Origin of the sequence: Pseudarthrobacter humi, from assembly GCF_024294965.1 — a bacterium.
Classification (GTDB): Bacteria; Actinomycetota; Actinomycetes; order Actinomycetales; family Micrococcaceae; genus Arthrobacter; species Arthrobacter humi.
On sequence record NZ_JANCLV010000012.1, the window covers coordinates 115291 to 135116 of the forward strand.

Consider the following 19826-nt stretch of genomic DNA (forward strand, 5'->3'; position numbering starts at 1 on the left):
GGCCCGAAGGCCCTATGGCGATAACGGGTTCTGGTGGCTTTCTTGGCTTCCACACTCGCGCAGCCCTTCAAAGCCGCGGAGTCCAGTCAACCGCAGTGGCACTTGGACGTCACTTCGACGAAGTTAGCGCTACGGCGTCGATTGCCGGGACCGAGCGTCTAATACATCTTGCCGGTGTAAATAGGGGTACAGACGCAGAAATTGCGGACGGGAACATAGGTTTTGCCCACCAACTTGCACGAGCAATTGTTCAGTGTCCTGCGCCACCCGCACTAATTGTCAATGGGAACTCTACCCAATCGGGCAACGGCACAGTCTATGGCCAGTCGAAGGAAGCAGCGGCCAACGTGTTGGAAGCAGCTGCTGTCGAGGTTGGGGCTGAATTTATCGACGTCCAGCTCCCGAACCTATTCGGCGAACACGGTAGGCCGTTTTATAATTCGGTTACAGCGACATTTGCTCACTTGCTTGCTATTGGTGAGGCGCCCGAGGTGCAGGGGGATCGAGAACTTGCACTGCTGCACGCTCAGGATGCGGCTGACATCTTGACTGGCGCAAAAGCAGTGGAGCGGTTGAACGAATGGGTGTCCCATTGTCGTGTTTCTGAACTGCTCCAAGACTTGAGTCGGATCTCTGGCTGCTACAGGGACGGAACATTTCCACCCTTGGCCTCGAAGTTCCAACGTGATTTGTTTAATACTTATCGTTCCTTTTTGCCACCGTCAGAGCGAGTGATAGGACTCACGCGTCATGCGGATGCCCGAGGATCTTTCTTCGAACTGACGAGGTCTGCCGATTCCAGTAGCCAGTCGTCCTTTTCTACAACTGTGCCTGGAGTCATCCGGGGTGAACACTTTCATCGGCGTAAGATCGAGCGGTTTACGGTTCTGGCTGGCAGTGGACGAATATCCATGCGGAAATTGTTTTCCGACGAAGTCTTTTCATTTGACGTTGAGGGCAATACGCCTGTGGCCATAGATATGCCCACGCTCTGGACACACAACATCGAGAATATCGGTGATGACTTGCTCTACACTTCCTTCTGGGCAAACGAGCTTTTCGATCCGGATTCACCAGACACGTTCCAGGAGAAGGTATGACAGTTCTTACCAGAAGACTAAAGGTTCTAACCGTTGTAGGAACGCGACCCGAGATCATCCGACTGGCTTCAACCATCAAACGCCTCGATGCTCATACGCAACATGTCGTCGTTCATACGGGGCAGAACTATGACTACGAGCTCAACGAAGTCTTCTTCGAGGACTTGGGACTCCGACGCCCTGATCATTTCCTGAATGCCGACACTACATCTCTCGGCTCGGTTCTGGGTTCAATTCTTTCTTCAGTTGAAAAAGTCCTGGCGGATGAGAAGCCGGATGCGATGCTGGTGTTGGGCGACACAAATAGTTGTATTTCCGCTGTGATGGCACGCCGCATGAAGATTCCTGTCTACCACATGGAGGCTGGGAACCGGTGCTTCGACGAGAATGTTCCGGAGGAAGTGAACAGGCGTCTCGTTGATCACGTAGCGGATTATAATCTCGTCTATACCGAGTTCGCCAGGCGCAACTTGTTGTCCGAGGGGATCCATCCGTCACGGATCCTACTCACAGGGTCACCTATGCGGGAGGTCCTCGAGGGAAATGCTGCATCGATTGCAGACAGCGACGTTTTGGATCGACAAGGCCTCCAGATCGGCCAGTATTTCCTGGTAAGTCTTCATCGCGAGGAAAATGTTGATAATCCAAAACGATTGGAAAGCGTCCTAAGGGCACTGAACGCGTTATCGGAAAAGTACGATCTTCCGGTACTGATTTCAACCCATCCTCGAACTCGTATCCGGCTGGATGGCCAACCGGATGCATTGAAAATGGGCTTGCGCTTCCATCCTCCATTTGGCTTCAACGACTATATAATGCTTCAGAAATCCGCAAGACTCGTTCTCTCTGACAGTGGAACTATTAGTGAGGAGGCGGCCATACTAGGGTTTCCTGCCGTGACCCTACGAGACTCAATTGAGCGGCCCGAGTCACTGGATACAGGTCTAATCATTACGACAGGCGTAGAAACAGAGGCAATCCTTGACGCGGTCGAAATGCGGCTGTCAGAGTCGTTCGATAATTCGGGAGTGGTTCCCGAAGGCTATCTGATCAGGAACACTTCCTGGAGAACGGTTAACTTCATCAGGGCCACAGCACACAGTCACCGGACCAGGGCGGGTCTGCGCTAGATATGATACAGTCCGGGCGCCGGCTCATGCTCCACGCTGCAAATGTCATTTCGGCCTTTCTGCCCCAAACGCGGGCATTCCGACTTCGCACGCTACTGTATTCGTGGTGTGGAGTGAACGTTGCAGCTGACTGTAAAATCAATGGCGGCGTCGTCATACAATATCCGAATATCCAGATCGGCTCAGGTACTTGGATTGGTCGGCGCACTGAATTCGTCCCAACCGCGCTTGCACGAATAGTTATCGGTTCAAATTGCGATATTTCTCAGGACGTTTTGTTCATAACTGGGAGCCATGAAATGAGTGATCAAACGCGGCGAGCCGGATCAGGTTATAGCCAGGCAATCGTAGTCGGCAACGGTTCATGGATTGGGGCGAGATCAACTTTTTTGGTTGGAAGTGGTGTCGGTACAGGGTGCATGGTAGCGGCCGGTAGCCTCGTCCGAGATGTCTTTCCTTCAAACGTGCTCATAGCCGGGGTGCCCGCGAAGATTATTAGGAGTCTTGACCGCCTAGAAGACACCGCTTTAGCCGATGGCTAGACATCGGAAGACCGCCGATGGTTGGTTTTCCGCTGCTGCGGCTGTATTCGTGGCAAGGATTACATCCCTAGTGGCCGCCGCTGTTCAACTGCCCATTCTTACGCGGGTTTTGGAACCCGAAGAGTATGCGTCGATTGCTATTGCCATGGTTTTGGGGACTTATTTCAGTTTGTTCGGTGCTGAGGCTACTATTCTTCCGTTTCAGCGGTTCCCGGGCTCTCAGGCTGAAAAGGCTAATTATAGGTTTGCTAGCCAAAGACTAGCTGTGGTGCTATTGCCACTAGCCGTTGTCGTCTGCCTTGGCGGATTGCCATTTGGTGGGTTCGAGATCATGTTTGGAGTTGCCGGCTGGGGTCTTGGCATAGCCGCCAATAGGTTCATTGCCACTGTGTGGCTCATGTGGGAGAGCCCTTGGTCATATGCGGCAAGCCTAATGATGGGGACTGGCCTTCGAACCATTACTGTTGTTGCCCTCGTTCTAATTGACGTCAATGGGGCGATTGCCGTTGGGGTGGCAGGGCTAGCCTCCGTCGTTGGCGCCGTGGTCCTAGCCCCTCGCCTGGCCTATGGTTCTGCGAAACAGAAGAGCCCATGGGGATTAGTAATGGGTGTTTCCCTAGCCCTTGGTTCCTTGGCTTTCACAATCATGTCCAACTTCGGACTCTTGATTCTTCCGGCCATGGTTGGTCCTGATCAGGTGGGGCAGTATGCTGCCATGGCCCAATTGGTAACTTTATCAATCGGGGCAGTGCTGGGCTTGGGGAGTACGGTTTTGTATCCGAGGCTCCAAAAGTTGTGGAACTCTGGCCGTGAAGACCTGACGAGATCTTTCATTAGTCTGTTGGGCATAGTTACGGTTCTCATTGGCGGTTTTTCGGTCCTCGCAGTTCAGCTATCGGGCGTTGAAATATTGAATTTAGTCTTAGGCAATGACTACGTGGTATTACCAGTGCTCTTGAGTCTTATAGCCGCTACCGCGGCGAGTCAGATAGGGCAATTTGTCTCTTGGGTACATACTCTAACCCTCCAATCTCACCGCATCCGACGCTCTGCCCTATTGGCCACATTGATTGGTTGTTTACTAACAATACTCTTGACCCTGGCATATGGAGTAGGTGGGGCTGCAACCGGTACATTGATGAGCTTCAGCCTTTATGGGTTACTGATGTTTCGAGCTTCAGCCCTGGGTCGGCGCCCAGTTATCGCCCTTCTCGCCTTTGTCTTAGTCGTGGCGGTTGGGCCCTTGCTTAATTCCACTGCTCACATGATTCTGTGTGGCCTTGCCATCGTCGTTGCGTTGGACCAATGCCTGCGAGAGTGGAGGACAGTTGCGCGCCTCCGCTGATTGAATGAATGCACTGCCTGGACCTAGCAGATTACTATGATGAATCGACTCAAATAATGAACGTTGTATTTTGGCAGAATACGCTGTCAATTCACCAAGCCCCTTTGATTCGTGAGTTGGCTCGGAATGGAACCAATAGGGTCGTCGTCGTGGCAGAGTCTGATATTGGGGGACGGCGCTCCAGGATGGGATGGGAAGCGGTGGATTACGGCGACGCCAAGGTAGTTGTTTCTCCAGATATTCGGGAACGCGAGGAGATATTGGAGAGGGAAAGAACACGCTCGAGTCACATATTCTCCGGCTTTGGCGTCTATCCTGCCACCACGCGAACCATGAGAAAGTTGATGCGTGGTCCGCATGGGAGGATCGCGGTTGTTAGCGAATCATGGGAAACTGAGGGCCTGCGCGGGGTTGCTAGAACGCTGCGTTACAAGCTGGCCCATATGTGGTTCTCCAAAGAGGTAGATTTCTTCTTCTGTATCGGCGCCCAGTCGATTCTTCAGTTTAGGAGAATTGGTGTACCTGATGAGCGATTGCATCCTTTTGCATATTTTGTTGCCGACATAGTACGACCTCACCATGCGCAACGAATTTCACGAGATGTTGACCTCCTGTATGTCGGTGAGCTTGCACCATGGAAGGACCCGACGTCTCTCATAAGGGCGCTTGCCACCCTTGATGCGTCGAATTGGCATCTTCGAATGGTTGGCGAGGGCCAGTCTGCAGAGGAGATACGCCAATTGGCTACTGAACTGGGTTTGATAGAGCGAATAACCTTTCTACCCTACCAATCCAACACCGTTGTTCGCTCCATGATGAGTGAAAGTGACCTTCTAATTCTTCCAAGCCGGTATGATGGCTGGGGTGCCGTAGCCAGCGAAGCGTTGCTCGCCGGCACTAAAGTTGTCATTTCGAGCGCTGCGGGGGCGAGCCAGTTAGTTCGCTCGGAAATGCAAGGTTGGGTTTTCGAGCCGGGCGATGTTACCTCGCTCGCAGATTTGCTGGCCTCCGTAGTTCGGTCCGGAGGACAGACCCAACAGGAACGGAGTCGACTGTCTAAATGGGCATATCAGGTCATCTCTCCTCGGGCTGGCGCCCAGTACTTAGAGGAAGTGCTATCTGCGCCGCCATCGAGATCGGCAGTCGTTCGCGCGCCATGGGTGGCGACGAATGATTCCTCTACGTAATTTGCTGCCCGAAGCCCGTACATTCCTGTGGGCAGTTGGTGCAGCTACAGCGGCTCTCATCTTGGGCTGGGGCGCTGTGAATTCCCTGTACGTTTCCCTAGGGGTTACCGTGGCACTCGCGGCCGCAGCACTCTGGGCAGCTCGAATGTCCCCCAAGTACTGGTTGCTAATCGGCATCCTCTGTGTATTTGCGTCATCCACTTCGTTGTTCGACAACGGGACGTTTTCGGTCTTGGCCCGGCTATCAGGCCTATCAGCCATCGCGGTGGGCGGTCTAATCGCCAAAAGGAGCGGCTTGCTGCAAAACCTGGATCAGCACCGTTTCAGGGCTGATCGGTTCGCTGGCATCCTGCTTCCACTTCTAGCCTTTTTGTCATTCGCGGCGTTGCCGCACGGGCAATACTTTCAGTTCGTCGGCTATTTCTCCGGTGTTGTACTGATTTGGGTTTCATTATGGGGTACCACGTATGTGAGTCGACGTGACCTTCGGTTCGCCTTGGTATGGAGCTTGGGTGGCCTTATTATCGGTTCGATCTTGACCGGGTTCTTTCTTCCGTCGATTGCCATAGAGGGAGAACGACTGCGCGGACTCGCTAACAACGCGAATCTCCTTGGATTCTACGCTTTCATCCTGGCGGGGATCGTTCTTCTGTCAGGTCGTTGGGGGACTAGATCGATCGTCCTCGTTGTTGCCTCAGTTATTGCGATTGTCAGTTCGGCGAGTCGGGCGAGCATGCTAGCGGTTGTAGTAGTTGTCGCTGTTAGTGCGCTGATGAGCGCCGGTATTTCCCGGAAACTGGTGATCGGAGTCTGCCTCTTGATACTGCCGATTTCGGCAATCTGGTCCCAGGATCTTGCAGCGATCGACGTAGCATTGTTCCGCGATAATAACTCACGAGACAGTTCCTTTTCTAACGCAATGCTACTGTTTTCGGCGCACCCAATGTCTGGCATTGGAATGGATGACAGTTTAGTAATTGCCAGTAGTCCTTTGCGCGCATTAGCCTACGCAGGCATCTGGGGGGCTTTTTGCATCACGTTTATTTATGCTGGAATTTTAAGGCTTGCATTTCGGACCAATTTAGCTGCCGTGAGTTTCAGTGTTGCTGCAATCGTTCATAGTGTTTTTGAAGGATGGCTTTTGTCTCCCATCAGCCCATTGTTTGTTGTTTTCATGTTGTGCTTACTCCTATTGGTAAGGTCTAGCACGCCGGCCACGAGCCGGTTCTTGTTCCGTAGGGAGCGACTCGAGGCCGCGCTGCCAGGACGAAGCGCGAGTGGCCGCGGGGCGTCTAATCGACAGTCCGACTCGAGTTGATTGATCAAATGGAATTCGTGGTGTGATGCCAGATATTGGATCGTATTTCTCTTCACTCGGCTCAGGATCTCTGACCGATATTCCCCAGTCTCCGCCGTGGGAAGACTTTGCCCCCACACATATTGAGTATGTCGAAACCGGTAGGCAGGCACTCAACGACATCGCTCACGAGTTATTTATCCGTGGAATAGAGCGTGTCTTTCTGCCCCAATATCTTTGCGACAGCATTCTAGCGCCATTCCTTGCTAATTCTGTGAAGCCTTCATATTTGCCCATGACTGACACACTTCAGATCGATCTTGGTGCCCTGGAGATTCTTGAGGAGTTGGGTTCCGCTCGGCAATGCGCAGTACTGATGGCGCGGTACTTTGGGCATGCACGCGACGACGAGTATGTTGGCCAAATTGCGCGACTGCAACGACTTGGCCATGTCGTAATCGAGGATCTAACACATTCCTTGTTCGACGGAACTCGCTCGACCGCTGACTACACAGTTGCCAGTTTGCGCAAACTCCTCCCCGTGGCAACGGGTGCCTTCGTAACTGGGCTGCAGCGCCGCACACGGCCAATGCGAGCCCGAGTCGAGCCAGGGAACGCGATGTGGATGCACATGGACGCTAAAAGGAACTACTTGGAAGGCAAGTCCACGAAAAGCGCTTATTATGAGGGACTGCTGGCTTCTTCCACGGTGTTGGAAGAGGCACTTGAGACTCATCGAATGGATGACCGGTCTTTCGACCTTCTCCCGTACCTTCCCTACGACCGGTTCATCGAGACGCGTAAATTGAATTTTACGGCATTGTCTGAGCAATTAGCCCCTCTCGGGGGCATTATAATTTTGAATCAAAGGAACGTCCGTGTCGCCTCTCATCTGATATTGCGAATGGCGGACAGTGAATTAGTTCGCAAGAAGCTTTCCGCGCGAGGAATCTATTGTCCCGTCCACTGGCCTAGACCCAAAGGTTTGCCCAATACCGTTTCCTGGATGTACGGACATTTTTCGATCCCAGTCGACCAGCGATATGACTTCAAAGACATGATCTATGTGGGTTCATCAATTAAGGAGATTTTGAGTTGACCACAGTTTCCCTTCTCGAACGACAGAAGGAATTGGCTCCCTCGATTTACGCAGAGGAAGCGTATGGGCGCGCTCTTACGGCGGGCAGCAACCGGACCTGGTCAGTGATCGCCGACTCCCGCAACCTATGGCAAATGCCGGTTGTGTTGAGCCCAATCCTGCAAGGCGGCCACGAAGCGTCAAGCCCGTATGGTTATTCGGGAATTTTTGCCGATAGGTCTTTGTCGGTAGTGCAAGTCGCGGAATATTGGGAGCAGACGCTTCAATTATTGCGGGGAAGCGGGGTAGTTTCCCTCTTCCTACGGTTTCCCTCATTTGCATACCCTGGCCTCGGGATCGACGCATTTAAGGGGCTCAAGCAACTGGAACTTGAGTTGGTTTCGAAGACAATCGAAGTCGCGACACCTACGCCAGACAAGGTATGGTCCGGCCTATCGGGCAGAGCGCGGACGGCAACTCGCAAAGCCCTGAAGCTTGGGATGACTGCCGAGGTCTCGCGGGCATCGGAGTTGACTCTGGGCGCCAACTCGGTATTTCGTGACCTTTACGAGACAACGATGAACCGGATCGGTGCCTCGGATCATCATATATACGGAGATGCTTACTACTCCACGCTGCTGGCCAGGATGAGCGAAAAGATCTATGTCGTAAATGTGACGACCCATGAGGGAAAGCCAGCTGCTAGCGCGATTATGCTGCTCGACAGTTCGGTCGTTCATTATCATCTTTCTGGATCCGATCCTGAAGAAGCCAGGAACGGCGCGAATAACCTTCTGTTGTGGACGATTCTTGAATGGACGTCTAGGCGAGAGTTTCAATCAGTTCATCTCGGCGGAGGATTGACTGATGGGGATAGTTTGTTTGATTTTAAGAATTCATTCGGCGGTTCGTCACGGGAATTTTGGATTGGACGTGCAGTGATAGATGAAGAACGGTATTCCACGTTGGCGAGAATACATGCCGAGTCACTGGGGACGACACTGACACATCTGAAGGCAAGTGGTTTTTTCCCGATATTTAGAGCGAAAGTTTGAGATGGATTCTAGATTTAATTCATATCTGTCCATTCGTATGATTGCTGATCGCTTCATGGCTGGCTTGATGTTGGTGCTTCTGTCCCCATTGTTCGCAATTGTTTCCCTTCTGATTCTTTGCCGAATGGGCAGACCTCTACTCTTCCGTCAAAAGCGGATCGGACAATTTGGGGCAACTTTTGAAATAATAAAATTTCGGACGATGGTCGAAGGCGCGGAAACGATCGGAGGAGGATATATGGCCCCCGAACTTGATTTGATTCCGCCTCTCGGTAGGTTTCTCCGTGCCAGCAGTTTAGATGAGCTCCCGCAACTCATAAACATCTTTAGGGGAGAAATGAGCTTCGTTGGTCCCCGCCCCGCTCTACCCCAACAGTTTGCACGATACTCTCCGAAGCAGGCCCGCCGCGTGCTAGTGCCCCAAGGAATTACCGGTTTGGCGCAAGTAGCTTATCGCAATGAGGCAACTTGGAGTCAAAGAATTGAGAAAGACCTTGAGTATATTGAATCCATTGGTTTCGTCACGGACATGAAACTTTTATTGAGTACAGTGAATAAGGTGCTGCGGTCTGAAGGCGTTGTTAGCCACCAAACAGCTGCCGATGTTGATGACCTTGGACAGAACAAGTAGGAATGCGGATATGACTAGTCGACCCACTGTACACCTCCGACCCCTTGAAGAACGCGACCTGCAGTTTTTGCGTGAACTCGCCAATGATCCCGGTGTTCGCGATAAAGTCGTTGGATGGGACTGGCCTTTGTCGGACGCTGGCCAGGGGGAATGGTTCGCGCGAAGCAGAGCCGATTCGACAACGAAACGGTTCATAATCGAGGCTGAGTCAGGGAAACCGATTGGGATCACCGGATTCTGGGAAATTGACTGGCGTAATGGCACAGCCATGACAGCAATTAAGCTCGGTGGAACCAGTGACGTACGAGGTCGAGGATACGGCGTGGCTGCGATCAGATCAATTATGGAATTTGGATTTCTTGACGCCGGTTTCAATCGCTTGCATGCGAGTATACTTGCGAACAATTCCAGATCTATTGCCGCGTATGTACTGAAGTGTGGTTGGCTTGAGGAGGGTAGGCTTCGACAACATGTTTGGCGGAATGGTGAATATGTTGATCTCGTACAAATCGGTATATTGCGTTCAGAGTTTCTTGAAATGAAGAGACTCGATACTGAACTCGACGGCTCAACCAGTAGTTTCGAAGTGAAACCATGAAAATTGGAATAATATCGCAATGGTTCTCCCCTGAGCCGGCGCCTATTCCCTCATCGCTGGCTGAGTATCTCGTTCAATCCAAGCATGATGTAAAAGTACTCAGTGGATTTCCTAACTATCCTGTCGGGAGGGTTTATCCAGGCTTCCGCCAATCTTGGGTCGGATTGGATGAATTTGCCGGTTCGCGCGTTCGTCGAGTGCCTCAGTATGTCAGTCACGACAACAACGGCTTCCGTCGGATGCTGTCATTTATTTCTTTCGCATTTACATCATTGTTGCATGCCCATTGGTTGCGTGATCGCGATGTTGTTTATGTTTATGGAACCCCGATGACTGTCTGCGTCTCCGCCCTTTACCTACGTTGGGTACACCGTGTTCCCTTCGTGCTACATGTCCAAGATCTCTGGCCGGAGTCTGTCGTCGATTCTGGAATGATTAGGCCGGCGTGGCTCCGACACACGGCTAGCATTGTGCTCGACTTGGCACTCCGGTGCGTCTACAGGAATGCGGCCCATATCGTGGCGATTGCGCCTTCTATGGCCGTCACGTTGCGAAGCAGGGGTGCTTCACCCGATGCCGTGTCTGTCGTGTATAACTGGGCCATGGATCGGGCTCCATCGATACACGCAGCCGCACTCGACTTTCGTAACCGCGTGTCGTCCGACGACAGGTGGCTTTTGCTCTATGCGGGAAACGTGGGCGTGATGCAAGACATAGAGACTATTGTCGAGGCGGCACACCTCCTTGGACCGGACTCAGGAATAGATTTTGCGATTGTGGGAGATGGGGCCAGTTTGGCAGGTGTAAAGGACCTGGCCCATCTTCGGGCAGTGCCGCATCTGACGTTCATTGATCGAATACCTTTTGACAAGATGGGGCCTATCTACGCCGCTGCGGACTTTCAGTTAGTTACATTGCTGGATAGGGAAGTCTTCAGAGGAACGATTCCATCCAAGGTTGGGGCTTCGCTAGCTGCAGGATTGCCGATTATTACGACAGTCTCCGGCGACGTGGAATCGATGTGCAACAGCGGGGGATTTGGGTGGGTAAGTCTCCCGGAGAACCCTGAAAGTCTTGCAGCCACATGTCTCGCCGCGGTGCGCGCAGGTAGAACCGCTCGCGACGCCATGTCAGTTGCGGCGTCTAGGTATTATGCCGATCGCCTGTCCTCCGAAGCGGGATTTCGTGCGATTGAGCTGTTGCTGGTCGGCAGCCGTAGTGGGTCACGTGATGATCCGGCCGGTATTACGCACTGAACGTGCACGTACTCTCGTCCCGTTTCTTTTGGAATAGCACGGGTTAATCAGCGTCGATTTGTCGAAGGCTGTACGACGAGCCGAACCCCGACAGTCGTGGCTCAAAACATCACTTTCCATTTCCGGCACCGTAACCCACCAAGGACCTATTGAGAGAGCGGAGGTGTTTCGATGTCGAAGGAAGCAGTCGACCTTGAGTATTTATTGCGTCTGATGAAATTGCCGGCTGACCCGCTGTCTCCACCGGCCCTAGGGTGGCTTGTGAAGTCCGTGGGCTACTATCGCGGGGCCTTGTCGGGTCGAGGAACGTGCTCGTGAACAGCGCGGACAACGGGCCACACGCTGACACTGCTGTCATCGGCCCGGGCGGCGGTATGCGGCTTCGACAGCAGCAATTCGGGTGGACATGGATCCAATCGAGAACTTGACCGACGCGACGTCTGGATAGTCGTGGCCCGCAGCAGCGCAACAAACAAAATCAAACGCCCAGGGCTAGGCGCGCTGTTGGTAACATAGCGCCTTGGGGGATCGAATTTCCCTCGAGTCCTGAGCAGGCCGAATGGAAGCGAATTCAAATGATTGAAAAAGCACAAACCGTTGTCGTTGTCGGGCAGGGCTACGTCGGTTTACCAGTGGCTATGAGGGCTGTCGCCGTAGGCTTCAATGTAGTTGGCATAGATATCGATAAGAACCGTATAGACAGTCTGACGTCCGGCAAGTCCTATGTGGATGACATTACTGACCAAGAGCTGGTCGCCGCGCTGAGGAGCGATCGGTATCTCCCAACTACGGACTACGCCCATGTGGCGGATTTTGATATTGCCGTAATTACTGTCCCGACTCCACTTCGAGAAAGCCTCCCTGACCTCACATTCATAGAAGAATCGAGCAGGGCCCTAGCCGGACATCTTCGCCCAGGCGCTACGGTGATTCTCGAATCGACTACCTACCCCGGCACAACCGAAGAATTGCTTGTTCCCATTTTGGAAAACGGATCTGGATTGAAAGTAAAAGCTGACTTCTACGTTGGCTATAGCCCGGAGAGAATTGACCCAGGTAACAAAGTATGGGGTTTTGTTGAAACTCCAAAAGTTGTTTCGGGAGTCGACTCAGAGTCCCTCCTGAGGGTTCAAGCGTTCTACGATCATCTTGTCACTACGACCGTTCCTGTCAGCTCGCCCAAAGAGGCCGAACTTACCAAATTGCTTGAGAATACATTTAGGCACGTCAATATAGCCCTCGTTAACGAGTTGGCGATATTTGCGAATGAACTAGATGTCAACGTGTGGGAAGCCATCGAAGCTGCGGGAACGAAACCCTTCGGATTCATGAAGTTTACGCCAGGCCCCGGCGTAGGGGGTCACTGCCTGCCCGTGGATCCGAGTTACCTTTCGTGGCAAGTCAGGCGGAAACTGGGCCAGAATTTCAGATTTGTGGAACTTGCGAATGACATTAATGATCATATGCCGGACTATGTTGTCCAGCGAACGATATCTAATCTTAACAACAAGCGCAAATCTGTGAATGGTTCGAAGATTGCACTGATTGGTCTTGCTTACAAGAAGAATACCGGTGATATTCGCGAATCCCCGTCGCTGCGCCTAATTGAACTCCTACAGCAATTCGGAGCCGACCTCGTCGCTGTCGATCCGCATGTCGAGAACTATCGCTGGCCAGGAGGGGTGGGGCGCATAGAAATGTCAAAGGAAGTTCTCGAGGACGTAGATCTTGCGATTCTAATCACAGACCATGACGATTTCGACCTGGACATTCTGAACAATTTGCAAGTTCCTGTTGTCGACACGCGAAATCGCCTAAATGGTCCTTTCGTGGATCTACTCTGAGTCTGCCAGTGACAAAAATGCAGAAGTCTGTTGCTGTTTTTTCCGCTTTTTTTCCGCCGGCATATCTTGGCGGCGGGCCCATACGCACACTTTCGGCAACGGTGAAGGCGGCCCCTGAAAATTTTCAAGCCACCGTCATTACAAGCGACACCGACCTGGGACAATCTAAGCCACTGTCAGTCCAGCGCAACCAATTAGTATTGCAGGATGGTTTTGGGGTTTTCTATGTTTCAGTCAAGAAGCTGAGATGTGTATTCGGCGGCTTTCGGTTTGCGCGAAAAATTCGGCCGGAGATAATCTATCTGAATAGCTTTTTTGACTTCCGCTTTTCGATCTTGCCTCAGATGCTTACTGCAATTGGCTACTTCTCGCCAAAGCACATCGGAGTTGCACCGCGGGGGGAATTTAGTTCCGCAGCTCTCCAGCTAAAGGGGAGTAAGAAGCGTCTGTACCTTGCGCTTTACCGGCGCAGCGGGATGTTGCAGCGGGTGATCTGGCATGCGTCGAGTGATCTCGAGGCGGCGGATATTCGGCGAGCTCTCGGACAATCTTCAAGGGTCATTACTCGCGAAAATGATTCGGATCTTCCCGCGCACTCGAGTCTTGCCAAGTTTACCTCTAACGAATCACTCCGTACTGTCTTCGTCGGAAGAATTGTCCCGATCAAGGGTTTACATATTCTCTTGGAGGCGCTCAAAGAGTGTGCTGTACCGCTGACTCTCGATGTCTACGGCCCTGAAGAGGATGTCAGCTATTCGGCAGATTGCAAGCGACGGGCGCAAGAGCTTCCTGACAATGTCAGAGTGAACTTTATGGGTGCAGTGCCAAATAATGAGGTCCGTGCTGCTCTCCCCCAGTATGATCTGATGACGTTCCCTACCCTCGGTGAAAATTTCGGGCACGTCATTGCGGAGGCATTAGCTGTCTCCTGCCCGGTCATGTGCGCAGACGTTACGCCGTGGACCGCACGTCTCGCCGCGGGGGGCGGTGAGGTCGTTGAGGAAAACACGGTTCGAGGTTGGGCTTCCGCCATTTCCCGATACGCCGCGACTTCACAGGACGAGCGGGAAGCCGCCCGTCGTCGCGCGGGCCAGTGTTTCGACAAATGGAGGGGTGAATCAGTGGACGCTCACGTATTCACTATGTTGTCGCAGATGTGACACGCACAGCGTCCAGACATCGGTAGTCAGAAGCTGGCCTTACGAGGCGTTCGGATCGTTGACACCGCCCCACATTGGAGAGCTTATCGCTCGATTCGTAACTGCGGGCTGATGCTCTTCAGACCACCGGGTCGAGGCTAGCCGACACGTAATAATCAAGGGGCATCTTAGGCCCCCAATGATATACAGATGGAGTGAAGATTTCGTTGCCTCGTGGGGAAGGCGATGGTCCGCTGGACTGTCCCCACCAGTTCGTCGGTACTTGCCGACCCTGCCAAGGTGCAGAGGTTCCTGCAGGACAGTACTCACCTGGCCCGATGCAGGGGAATTTGCACGCATCGTCCGATACATAGTCTCGCTTCACGTCGTAATCAGTCTCCAAATTCGGCTGTGGCCAATAAAACGGTAGCGTTTCGTCCATGTGTGGAATCGTTGGATATGTGGGCCATTCTGCTGGCCGTGTGAATGCCGGTCACAGTGCGTTGGATGTAGTCCTTGAGGGATTGCGCCGTCTGGAGTACCGGGGTTACGACTCTGCAGGTGTCGCGGTGGTCTCCGAGGGGTCCATCGAGTCCCGGAAGAAGTCCGGCAAGCTGAGCAACCTCCTCGCCGAGCTGGAGGAGCGTCCGCTGCCGGAAACGTTCACCGGCATCGGCCACACCCGCTGGGCCACGCACGGCGGGCCCACGGACCAGAACGCGCACCCGCACCTGGCCGACGGCGGCAAGCTGGCCCTGATCCACAACGGCATCATCGAGAACTTCGCCGAGCTGAAGCTGGAGCTGGTGGCCAAGGGTTACGCGTTCGAGTCCGAGACGGACACCGAGGCCGCGGCCGTGCTGCTGGGCGATATCTTCCGCCACAAGCTCGGTGGTGTTGCGTCCGACGGCGGCCTGACGCTGGCGATGCAGTATGCCTGCCAGCGCCTTGAGGGTGCGTTCACGCTGCTGGCGGTCCACGCGGACCAGCCGGATGTTGTGGTTGCCGCCCGCCGTAACTCACCTTTGGTGGTGGGCCTGGGCGAGGGCGAGAACTTCCTGGGCTCGGATGTTTCAGGGTTCATCGATTACACCCGCCGTGCGGTGGAGCTGGGCCAGGACCAGATTGTCACCATCACCGCGGACACGGTGGAGATCACCGATTTCTATGGCGCCCCGGCCGAGGGCAAGGAATATCACGTGGACTGGGACCCGGAATCGGCGGAAAAGGGCGGTTTCCCGTCCTTCATGGAGAAGGAAATCCATGACCAGCCCGACGCCGTGCTGCAGACCCTGCTGGGCCGCTCGGACGTCAACGGCAAACTGACCCTGGATGAGCTCCGCATTGACCCGCAGCTGCTCAAGAACGTTGACAAGATCATTGTGCTGGCCTGCGGCACGTCGGCGTATGCCGGGCAGGTGGCCAAGTACGCCATCGAGCACTGGTGCCGGATCGCCACCGAGGTGGAGCTCTCCCACGAGTTCCGGTACCGGGACCCGATCGTGGACGAGAACACCCTGATCGTCTCGATCTCCCAGTCAGGGGAGACCATGGACACCCTGATGGCCGTACGTTACGCCAAGGAACAGGGCGCCAAGACGGTTTCGATCTGCAACACCAACGGCTCCACCATCCCGCGTGAATCCGACGCCGTGCTGTACACGCACGCCGGCCCGGAAATCGCCGTGGCCTCCACCAAGGCGTTCCTGGCCCAGATCACGGCCGCGTACCTGCTGGGCCTGTACCTGGCGCAGCTGCGCGGGAACAAGTTCCAGGGCGAGATCAAGGACATCCTGGAAGACCTGAACAAGATCCCCGCCAAGATCCAGCGAATCCTGGACAACGAGGCGCAAATCAAGGAACTCGGCGTGTCCATGGCGGATGCGAAGTCTGTGCTGTTCCTGGGCCGCCACGTCGGCTTCCCGGTGGCCATGGAAGGTGCGCTCAAGCTCAAGGAGCTCGCCTACATCCACGCCGAGGGCTTCGCCGCCGGTGAACTCAAGCACGGCCCGATCGCGCTGATCGAGGAAGGCCAGCCCGTCTTCGTGGTGGTCCCGTCCCCGCGAGGCCGCGACTCCCTGCACGCCAAGGTGGTCTCCAACATCCAGGAAGTCCGGGCGCGCGGCGCCAAGACCATTGTGATCGCCGAAGAGGGCGACGAAGCAGTCAAGGCCTACGCCGAGCACGTCTTCTACATCCCGGAAACCCCCGTGCTGCTGGCCCCGCTGCTCAGCACCGTCCCGCTGCAGATCTTCGCCCTGGCACTCGCCTCGGCCAAGGGCTACGACGTGGACCAGCCCCGCAACCTCGCCAAGAGCGTCACCGTAGAGTAACCTCACGGCCGTTGGTATCGCCGAATATATGCGTTGTCGTCTGTTCGGTCAGCAGCGGTGTGTGCGTGGGCCTCACGGGCACAGTGGTGGCATGGATAGCGGATTCTGCGTTGGCCATGCTGTGGCAACACCTACGCACTACCTGAGTAGGCAGGTGCACAGGTGATTGAAAAACAGGTATTGGTTACTGGTGGCTGGGCATGTTGCGTGAATTAGGTTCGGCGCATGGACGAAACGCGAGATGAACGTAGAGCCGGAAACCTCATTGTTGGCGGACCGTAATGGACAGCAGAACTTGGCCGCAGGCGGGGTTATTTGGTCTAAAGGACGGTGTTGCATGGGTTGCTGACGATGTCTTCGTGACCCGAGCGGCTGGGGACGTGCTGGTGGAGAGATGGGTAGGGCATCGGCTAGTGTCCATCCTTGTCCGGCGAGACGGGGTCGGAATTATGCGAACAATTTGGGCGAAACTGAATGACGTTGCCATTGACGCGGCGTGGCCATCTGCTGCCACTCCCGGGTTCCCTCCGAGGCGTATGTAGCGGGTCATTCGAACCCCGGGTCAAGCTCCTATCTCCGAGGCGCACGATCAGGCCGGCGGCTGTGACTGTCGGCAACCGCTGCCCGCCGCCGCTCCTTTGGTATCGGGCCATGAGACTGGTTGCCTTCCGCCGGGCGCGTTGCCTCCCCGAAGGCTCGCAATATCGGCCTTTGACCCCGCCGTACCCGGCTGGCGTCCAGCCTGCACTCAGCGGGGTTATAGAAACGTTATATATGCTTGATTAGTGAATTTTTGGTCAAGTAGCGGAATCCCGAACATGAACGAACGCGCGGCCGTGCCCGAATCCGGACTGGTGTCCGGGCGGCAGCATGCACTCGATGGGATGCGCACCATCGCGGTGGCCGGCGTTTTCCTCTTCCACACCGTAACCGGGTTCGCCCCCGGCGGATCCATTGGCGTGGACGTCTTCTTCACGCTCAGCGGCTTTGTCATCACTCTCCTGATCATGAAGGAGTACCGCTCCACGGGCCGGCTGCGGCTTGGAGTCTTCTACGCAAAACGGCTCGCCCGGCTGTGGCCGGCACTGCTGGTTCTGTGTGCTGTGGTGGTTCTGGTCGGCCTCCTCTTTCCGTCATCGGGGTGGGGCGGCCAGGAGGCCGATGCCATTCCGGCGGCCGGCTACCTGATGAACCTGTCCAACTTCGGAGCCTTCGGTTCCTCGACCGGCGCCGGCGCGCTGAGCCCCACCTGGACGCTCGCCGTCGAGGAGCAGTTCTACCTGGTCTGGCCGGTGCTCCTCCTGCTGATGCTGCGCTTCTGGAAGGTCCGCACGGTCGCCTGGATCACGGCCGTCCTGGCGGCTGGGTTCCTGGTTTCACGGTTCTTCCTGGTCGCCGGCGGGGCATCGCTGGCCCGGATTTACAACGGGCCGGATACACGGGCTGACGAGTTGCTGCTGGGATGTGCCGTGGCTCTGGTGTTGTCGTCCATCAGCCCGGGCACCAGGCTCCATGTCTCGCTGCAGGCCGGTGTGCGGCGGGGCGGTCCGTTCGCGGGACTCGCCCTGCTGCTCGCCGTATTCTTCCTCAAGGAGCCCACCGACCCCGGAGCCTGGTTTGATGTCTTCTGGACCGTGGGCCCGACTGCCTTGGCAATACTGGCCGGGCTGGTCATCGGGTGGCTTGTCCTGCTGCCAGAAGGCCTGGTCTCAAAGATCCTGGGCCACCGCTGGCTGTCCCGCCCGGGCCGGGACCTGTCCTATGGCATGTACCTCTGGCACCTGCCGGTCTTTATCCTGCTGATTCCCCTGGTCCCATCGCTCGCCGTCCGCGTACCGCTGACGGCAGCCCTGACCGTGCTGATGGCTTACTTGTCATTCCGATTTGTGGAAACACCCATCCGCCGCTGGGCCTCCCGAAGGCTGGAGCCCGCCGTCGTCCCTCCCGTCCTGGAGCCCGTGCATGAGCCCGCCCGGGAGCTGGAGCTGGCCGGCCGTACCTGAACGAACTGAGTTTCTCCGCGACGCCGCCGGTATGATGTGCCGGGTGACGAGAATCGGTGGGGGACTTAACCTGACCAAGCAGGAATGGATCAAGTACGGTGCGCTCTTTCTGCTGGCCGTGGCTGCCTTCGGGGTAGCAGGAATCGCCCTGACGAATCCCCGCGCCCCAGGCGAAGCAGTCAGCCCTCTGACGGCAAGCTCTCCGGTGGCCACCGCGACTCCCACACCGACTGCTACGGCAACCCCGGCACCCACAGCCACCGCAACGGCCCAACAGCTGAAAATCCAGCTTCCCGCCCAGCCCGTCCTCCTGATTCTTGGCGATTCGTACACGGCCGGTGACGGCGCGGACCGGCCAGGCCAGGGATGGGCGTACCTTGTTGCCGACGCGCTCGGATACCCCACCAACATCGACGGGGAAGGCGGAACCGGCTTCGCGTGGGGCGGTGGTCCGCAGGATAGCGGGGCCCGTGAGTACGAAATCCGGTTGCGCGAAGCCGCTGCGGATCCGCGCTTCGTCCCCAACGTCCTCATACTGCAAGGCGGCCAGAACGACGCCCTGATCACCAGCCCTGATGAAATCCAAACCGCCACGGTGCAGACCATCGAAGCGGCCCGCAGGTTGTGGCCCGGCGTCCAGGTAGTGGTTCTTGGGCCCTCGGCCCCCCAGCCGTTAGCGGAGGAACTCAAGGGTGCGAACAGCGCCGTCCGCGCCGGGGCCGCAGCCGCCGGTGCTCCGTTCATCGACGCCTACGAGACCGGCTGGTTCACGGGTGCCAACAGCCCGGGATTCGACTTTGACGGTGCCCACCCGAACACCGCCGGGCACGCGCATCTTGCCGAGAAGTTCCTGGAGTCCTGGGCCACGCTGACTCAGTGAGCCAGAGCCTGCCAGACGGTGTGACTCAGCTGGGCCACGCCTCCAGACGTGGCTCCTGACGGGCGTCGCCTCCGGGCCGGTTGAAGGCCGGGGCTTTGTCCCCTATGTCCGGTTCCGGGCTGGACCTAACCTGAAGGCAACAGCGCGGCGAGGCCGCCTGCCGTATTTGCGGGAGGCAAACGGTGAACTCGGCAAAGACAAGCATCATCGCGGGCATCGGCCTGATCGCGGTCGGCGTGCTCATGCTGTTGGACCTGCTCGGCGTCGCGGAGAGCTTCGCTTATGTGAGTATTTGATGCCTTGAGAGCCACCCAATCTTGCGCTTCAGAGCCACCGATCGTGCGGAAGAGAGCCAGTGGTGGTGTGCTTGGGAGCCACTGGCCCTCGACCTCATCGTTAGGCGCTGGC

15 protein-coding genes are annotated in these 19826 nt (G+C 55.7%); 14 read left to right on the plus strand and 1 reads right to left on the minus strand.

The window, feature by feature from the left end; all coding sequences use genetic code 11:
• Positions 1-14 precede the first annotated feature (14 nt).
• The 14 genes from NFC73_RS16105 to NFC73_RS16170 all read left to right on the plus strand — a co-directional run bounded on the left by NFC73_RS16105 (position 15) and on the right by NFC73_RS16170 (position 19418).
• A complete protein-coding gene (locus NFC73_RS16105; RefSeq protein ID WP_372494679.1) occupies positions 15-1100 on the plus strand; it encodes a polysaccharide biosynthesis C-terminal domain-containing protein in 1086 nt (361 codons plus the stop codon).
• Positions 1097-2230, plus strand: coding sequence for a non-hydrolyzing UDP-N-acetylglucosamine 2-epimerase (wecB, locus tag NFC73_RS16110; protein WP_254751781.1), 1134 nt, complete (start codon positions 1097-1099; stop codon positions 2228-2230). The genes NFC73_RS16105 and wecB overlap by 4 nt, the downstream gene beginning before the upstream one ends.
• Before the next feature lie 1943 nt (positions 2231-4173).
• Positions 4174-5304 (plus strand): glycosyltransferase, encoded by a 1131-nt coding sequence (locus NFC73_RS16115; protein ID WP_254751783.1) that lies wholly within the window; start codon positions 4174-4176, stop codon positions 5302-5304.
• A gap of 295 nt (positions 5305-5599) precedes the next feature.
• Entirely contained in the window at positions 5600-6622 is a 1023-nt protein-coding gene (locus NFC73_RS16120; protein WP_254751785.1) for a hypothetical protein, read from the plus strand.
• A gap of 22 nt (positions 6623-6644) precedes the next feature.
• Positions 6645-7700 carry a PLP-dependent aminotransferase family protein gene (locus tag NFC73_RS16125; protein ID WP_254751787.1) on the plus strand — a complete coding sequence of 352 codons (1056 nt, stop codon included), beginning with the start codon at positions 6645-6647 and terminating at the stop codon, positions 7698-7700.
• Positions 7697-8734: a GNAT family N-acetyltransferase gene (locus NFC73_RS16130; RefSeq protein WP_254751788.1), complete on the plus strand. Its 1038-nt coding sequence runs from the start codon at positions 7697-7699 to the stop codon at positions 8732-8734. The genes NFC73_RS16125 and NFC73_RS16130 overlap by 4 nt, the downstream gene beginning before the upstream one ends.
• Position 8735: 1 nt before the next feature.
• Positions 8736-9365: a sugar transferase gene (locus NFC73_RS16135; protein WP_254751789.1), complete on the plus strand. Its 630-nt coding sequence runs from the start codon at positions 8736-8738 to the stop codon at positions 9363-9365.
• Positions 9366-9375: 10 nt separating this feature from the next.
• Entirely contained in the window at positions 9376-9963 is a 588-nt protein-coding gene (locus NFC73_RS16140) for a GNAT family N-acetyltransferase (RefSeq protein WP_254751790.1), read from the plus strand.
• Entirely contained in the window at positions 9960-11219 is a 1260-nt protein-coding gene (locus NFC73_RS16145) for a glycosyltransferase family 4 protein (RefSeq protein ID WP_254751791.1), read from the plus strand. The genes NFC73_RS16140 and NFC73_RS16145 overlap by 4 nt, the downstream gene beginning before the upstream one ends.
• Before the next feature lie 575 nt (positions 11220-11794).
• Positions 11795-13063 carry a nucleotide sugar dehydrogenase gene (locus tag NFC73_RS16150; RefSeq protein ID WP_254751792.1) on the plus strand — a complete coding sequence of 423 codons (1269 nt, stop codon included), beginning with the start codon at positions 11795-11797 and terminating at the stop codon, positions 13061-13063.
• 17 nt (positions 13064-13080) lie between these two features.
• Positions 13081-14223, plus strand: a complete 1143-nt coding sequence (locus NFC73_RS16155) for a glycosyltransferase family 4 protein (protein ID WP_254751809.1) — start codon at positions 13081-13083, stop codon at positions 14221-14223.
• Between the two features lie 419 nt (positions 14224-14642).
• Positions 14643-16535 carry a glutamine--fructose-6-phosphate transaminase (isomerizing) gene (glmS, locus tag NFC73_RS16160; RefSeq protein ID WP_254751793.1) on the plus strand — a complete coding sequence of 631 codons (1893 nt, stop codon included), beginning with the start codon at positions 14643-14645 and terminating at the stop codon, positions 16533-16535.
• A gap of 818 nt (positions 16536-17353) precedes the next feature.
• Complete coding sequence (locus tag NFC73_RS16165; protein ID WP_254751794.1) at positions 17354-18538, plus strand: acyltransferase family protein; 1185 nt, start codon at positions 17354-17356, stop codon at positions 18536-18538.
• A gap of 43 nt (positions 18539-18581) precedes the next feature.
• Positions 18582-19418, plus strand: coding sequence for an SGNH/GDSL hydrolase family protein (locus NFC73_RS16170; RefSeq protein ID WP_254751795.1), 837 nt, complete (start codon positions 18582-18584; stop codon positions 19416-19418).
• Between the two features lie 125 nt (positions 19419-19543).
• On the opposite strand, the gene NFC73_RS16175 is transcribed toward NFC73_RS16170, so the two are convergent.
• The coding region (locus NFC73_RS16175) for a hypothetical protein (RefSeq protein ID WP_254751796.1) at positions 19544-19826 on the minus strand (283 nt) is incomplete at its 5' end.

What these genes read in the sequence shown, in the direction of transcription:
- NFC73_RS16105 (WP_372494679.1), top strand. Translation starts at nt 15, where the DNA reads ATGGCGATAACGGGTTCTGGTGGCTTTCTTGGCTTCCACACTCGCGCA.
- wecB (WP_254751781.1), top strand. Translation starts at nt 1,097, where the DNA reads ATGACAGTTCTTACCAGAAGACTAAAGGTTCTAACCGTTGTAGGAACG.
- NFC73_RS16115 (WP_254751783.1), top strand. Translation starts at nt 4,174, where the DNA reads ATGAACGTTGTATTTTGGCAGAATACGCTGTCAATTCACCAAGCCCCT.
- NFC73_RS16135 (WP_254751789.1), top strand. Translation starts at nt 8,736, where the DNA reads ATGGATTCTAGATTTAATTCATATCTGTCCATTCGTATGATTGCTGAT.
- NFC73_RS16140 (WP_254751790.1), top strand. Translation starts at nt 9,376, where the DNA reads ATGACTAGTCGACCCACTGTACACCTCCGACCCCTTGAAGAACGCGAC.
- NFC73_RS16145 (WP_254751791.1), top strand. Translation starts at nt 9,960, where the DNA reads ATGAAAATTGGAATAATATCGCAATGGTTCTCCCCTGAGCCGGCGCCT.
- NFC73_RS16150 (WP_254751792.1), top strand. Translation starts at nt 11,795, where the DNA reads ATGATTGAAAAAGCACAAACCGTTGTCGTTGTCGGGCAGGGCTACGTC.
- NFC73_RS16155 (WP_254751809.1), top strand. Translation starts at nt 13,081, where the DNA reads ATGCAGAAGTCTGTTGCTGTTTTTTCCGCTTTTTTTCCGCCGGCATAT.
- glmS (WP_254751793.1), top strand. Translation starts at nt 14,643, where the DNA reads ATGTGTGGAATCGTTGGATATGTGGGCCATTCTGCTGGCCGTGTGAAT.
- NFC73_RS16165 (WP_254751794.1), top strand. Translation starts at nt 17,354, where the DNA reads ATGAACGAACGCGCGGCCGTGCCCGAATCCGGACTGGTGTCCGGGCGG.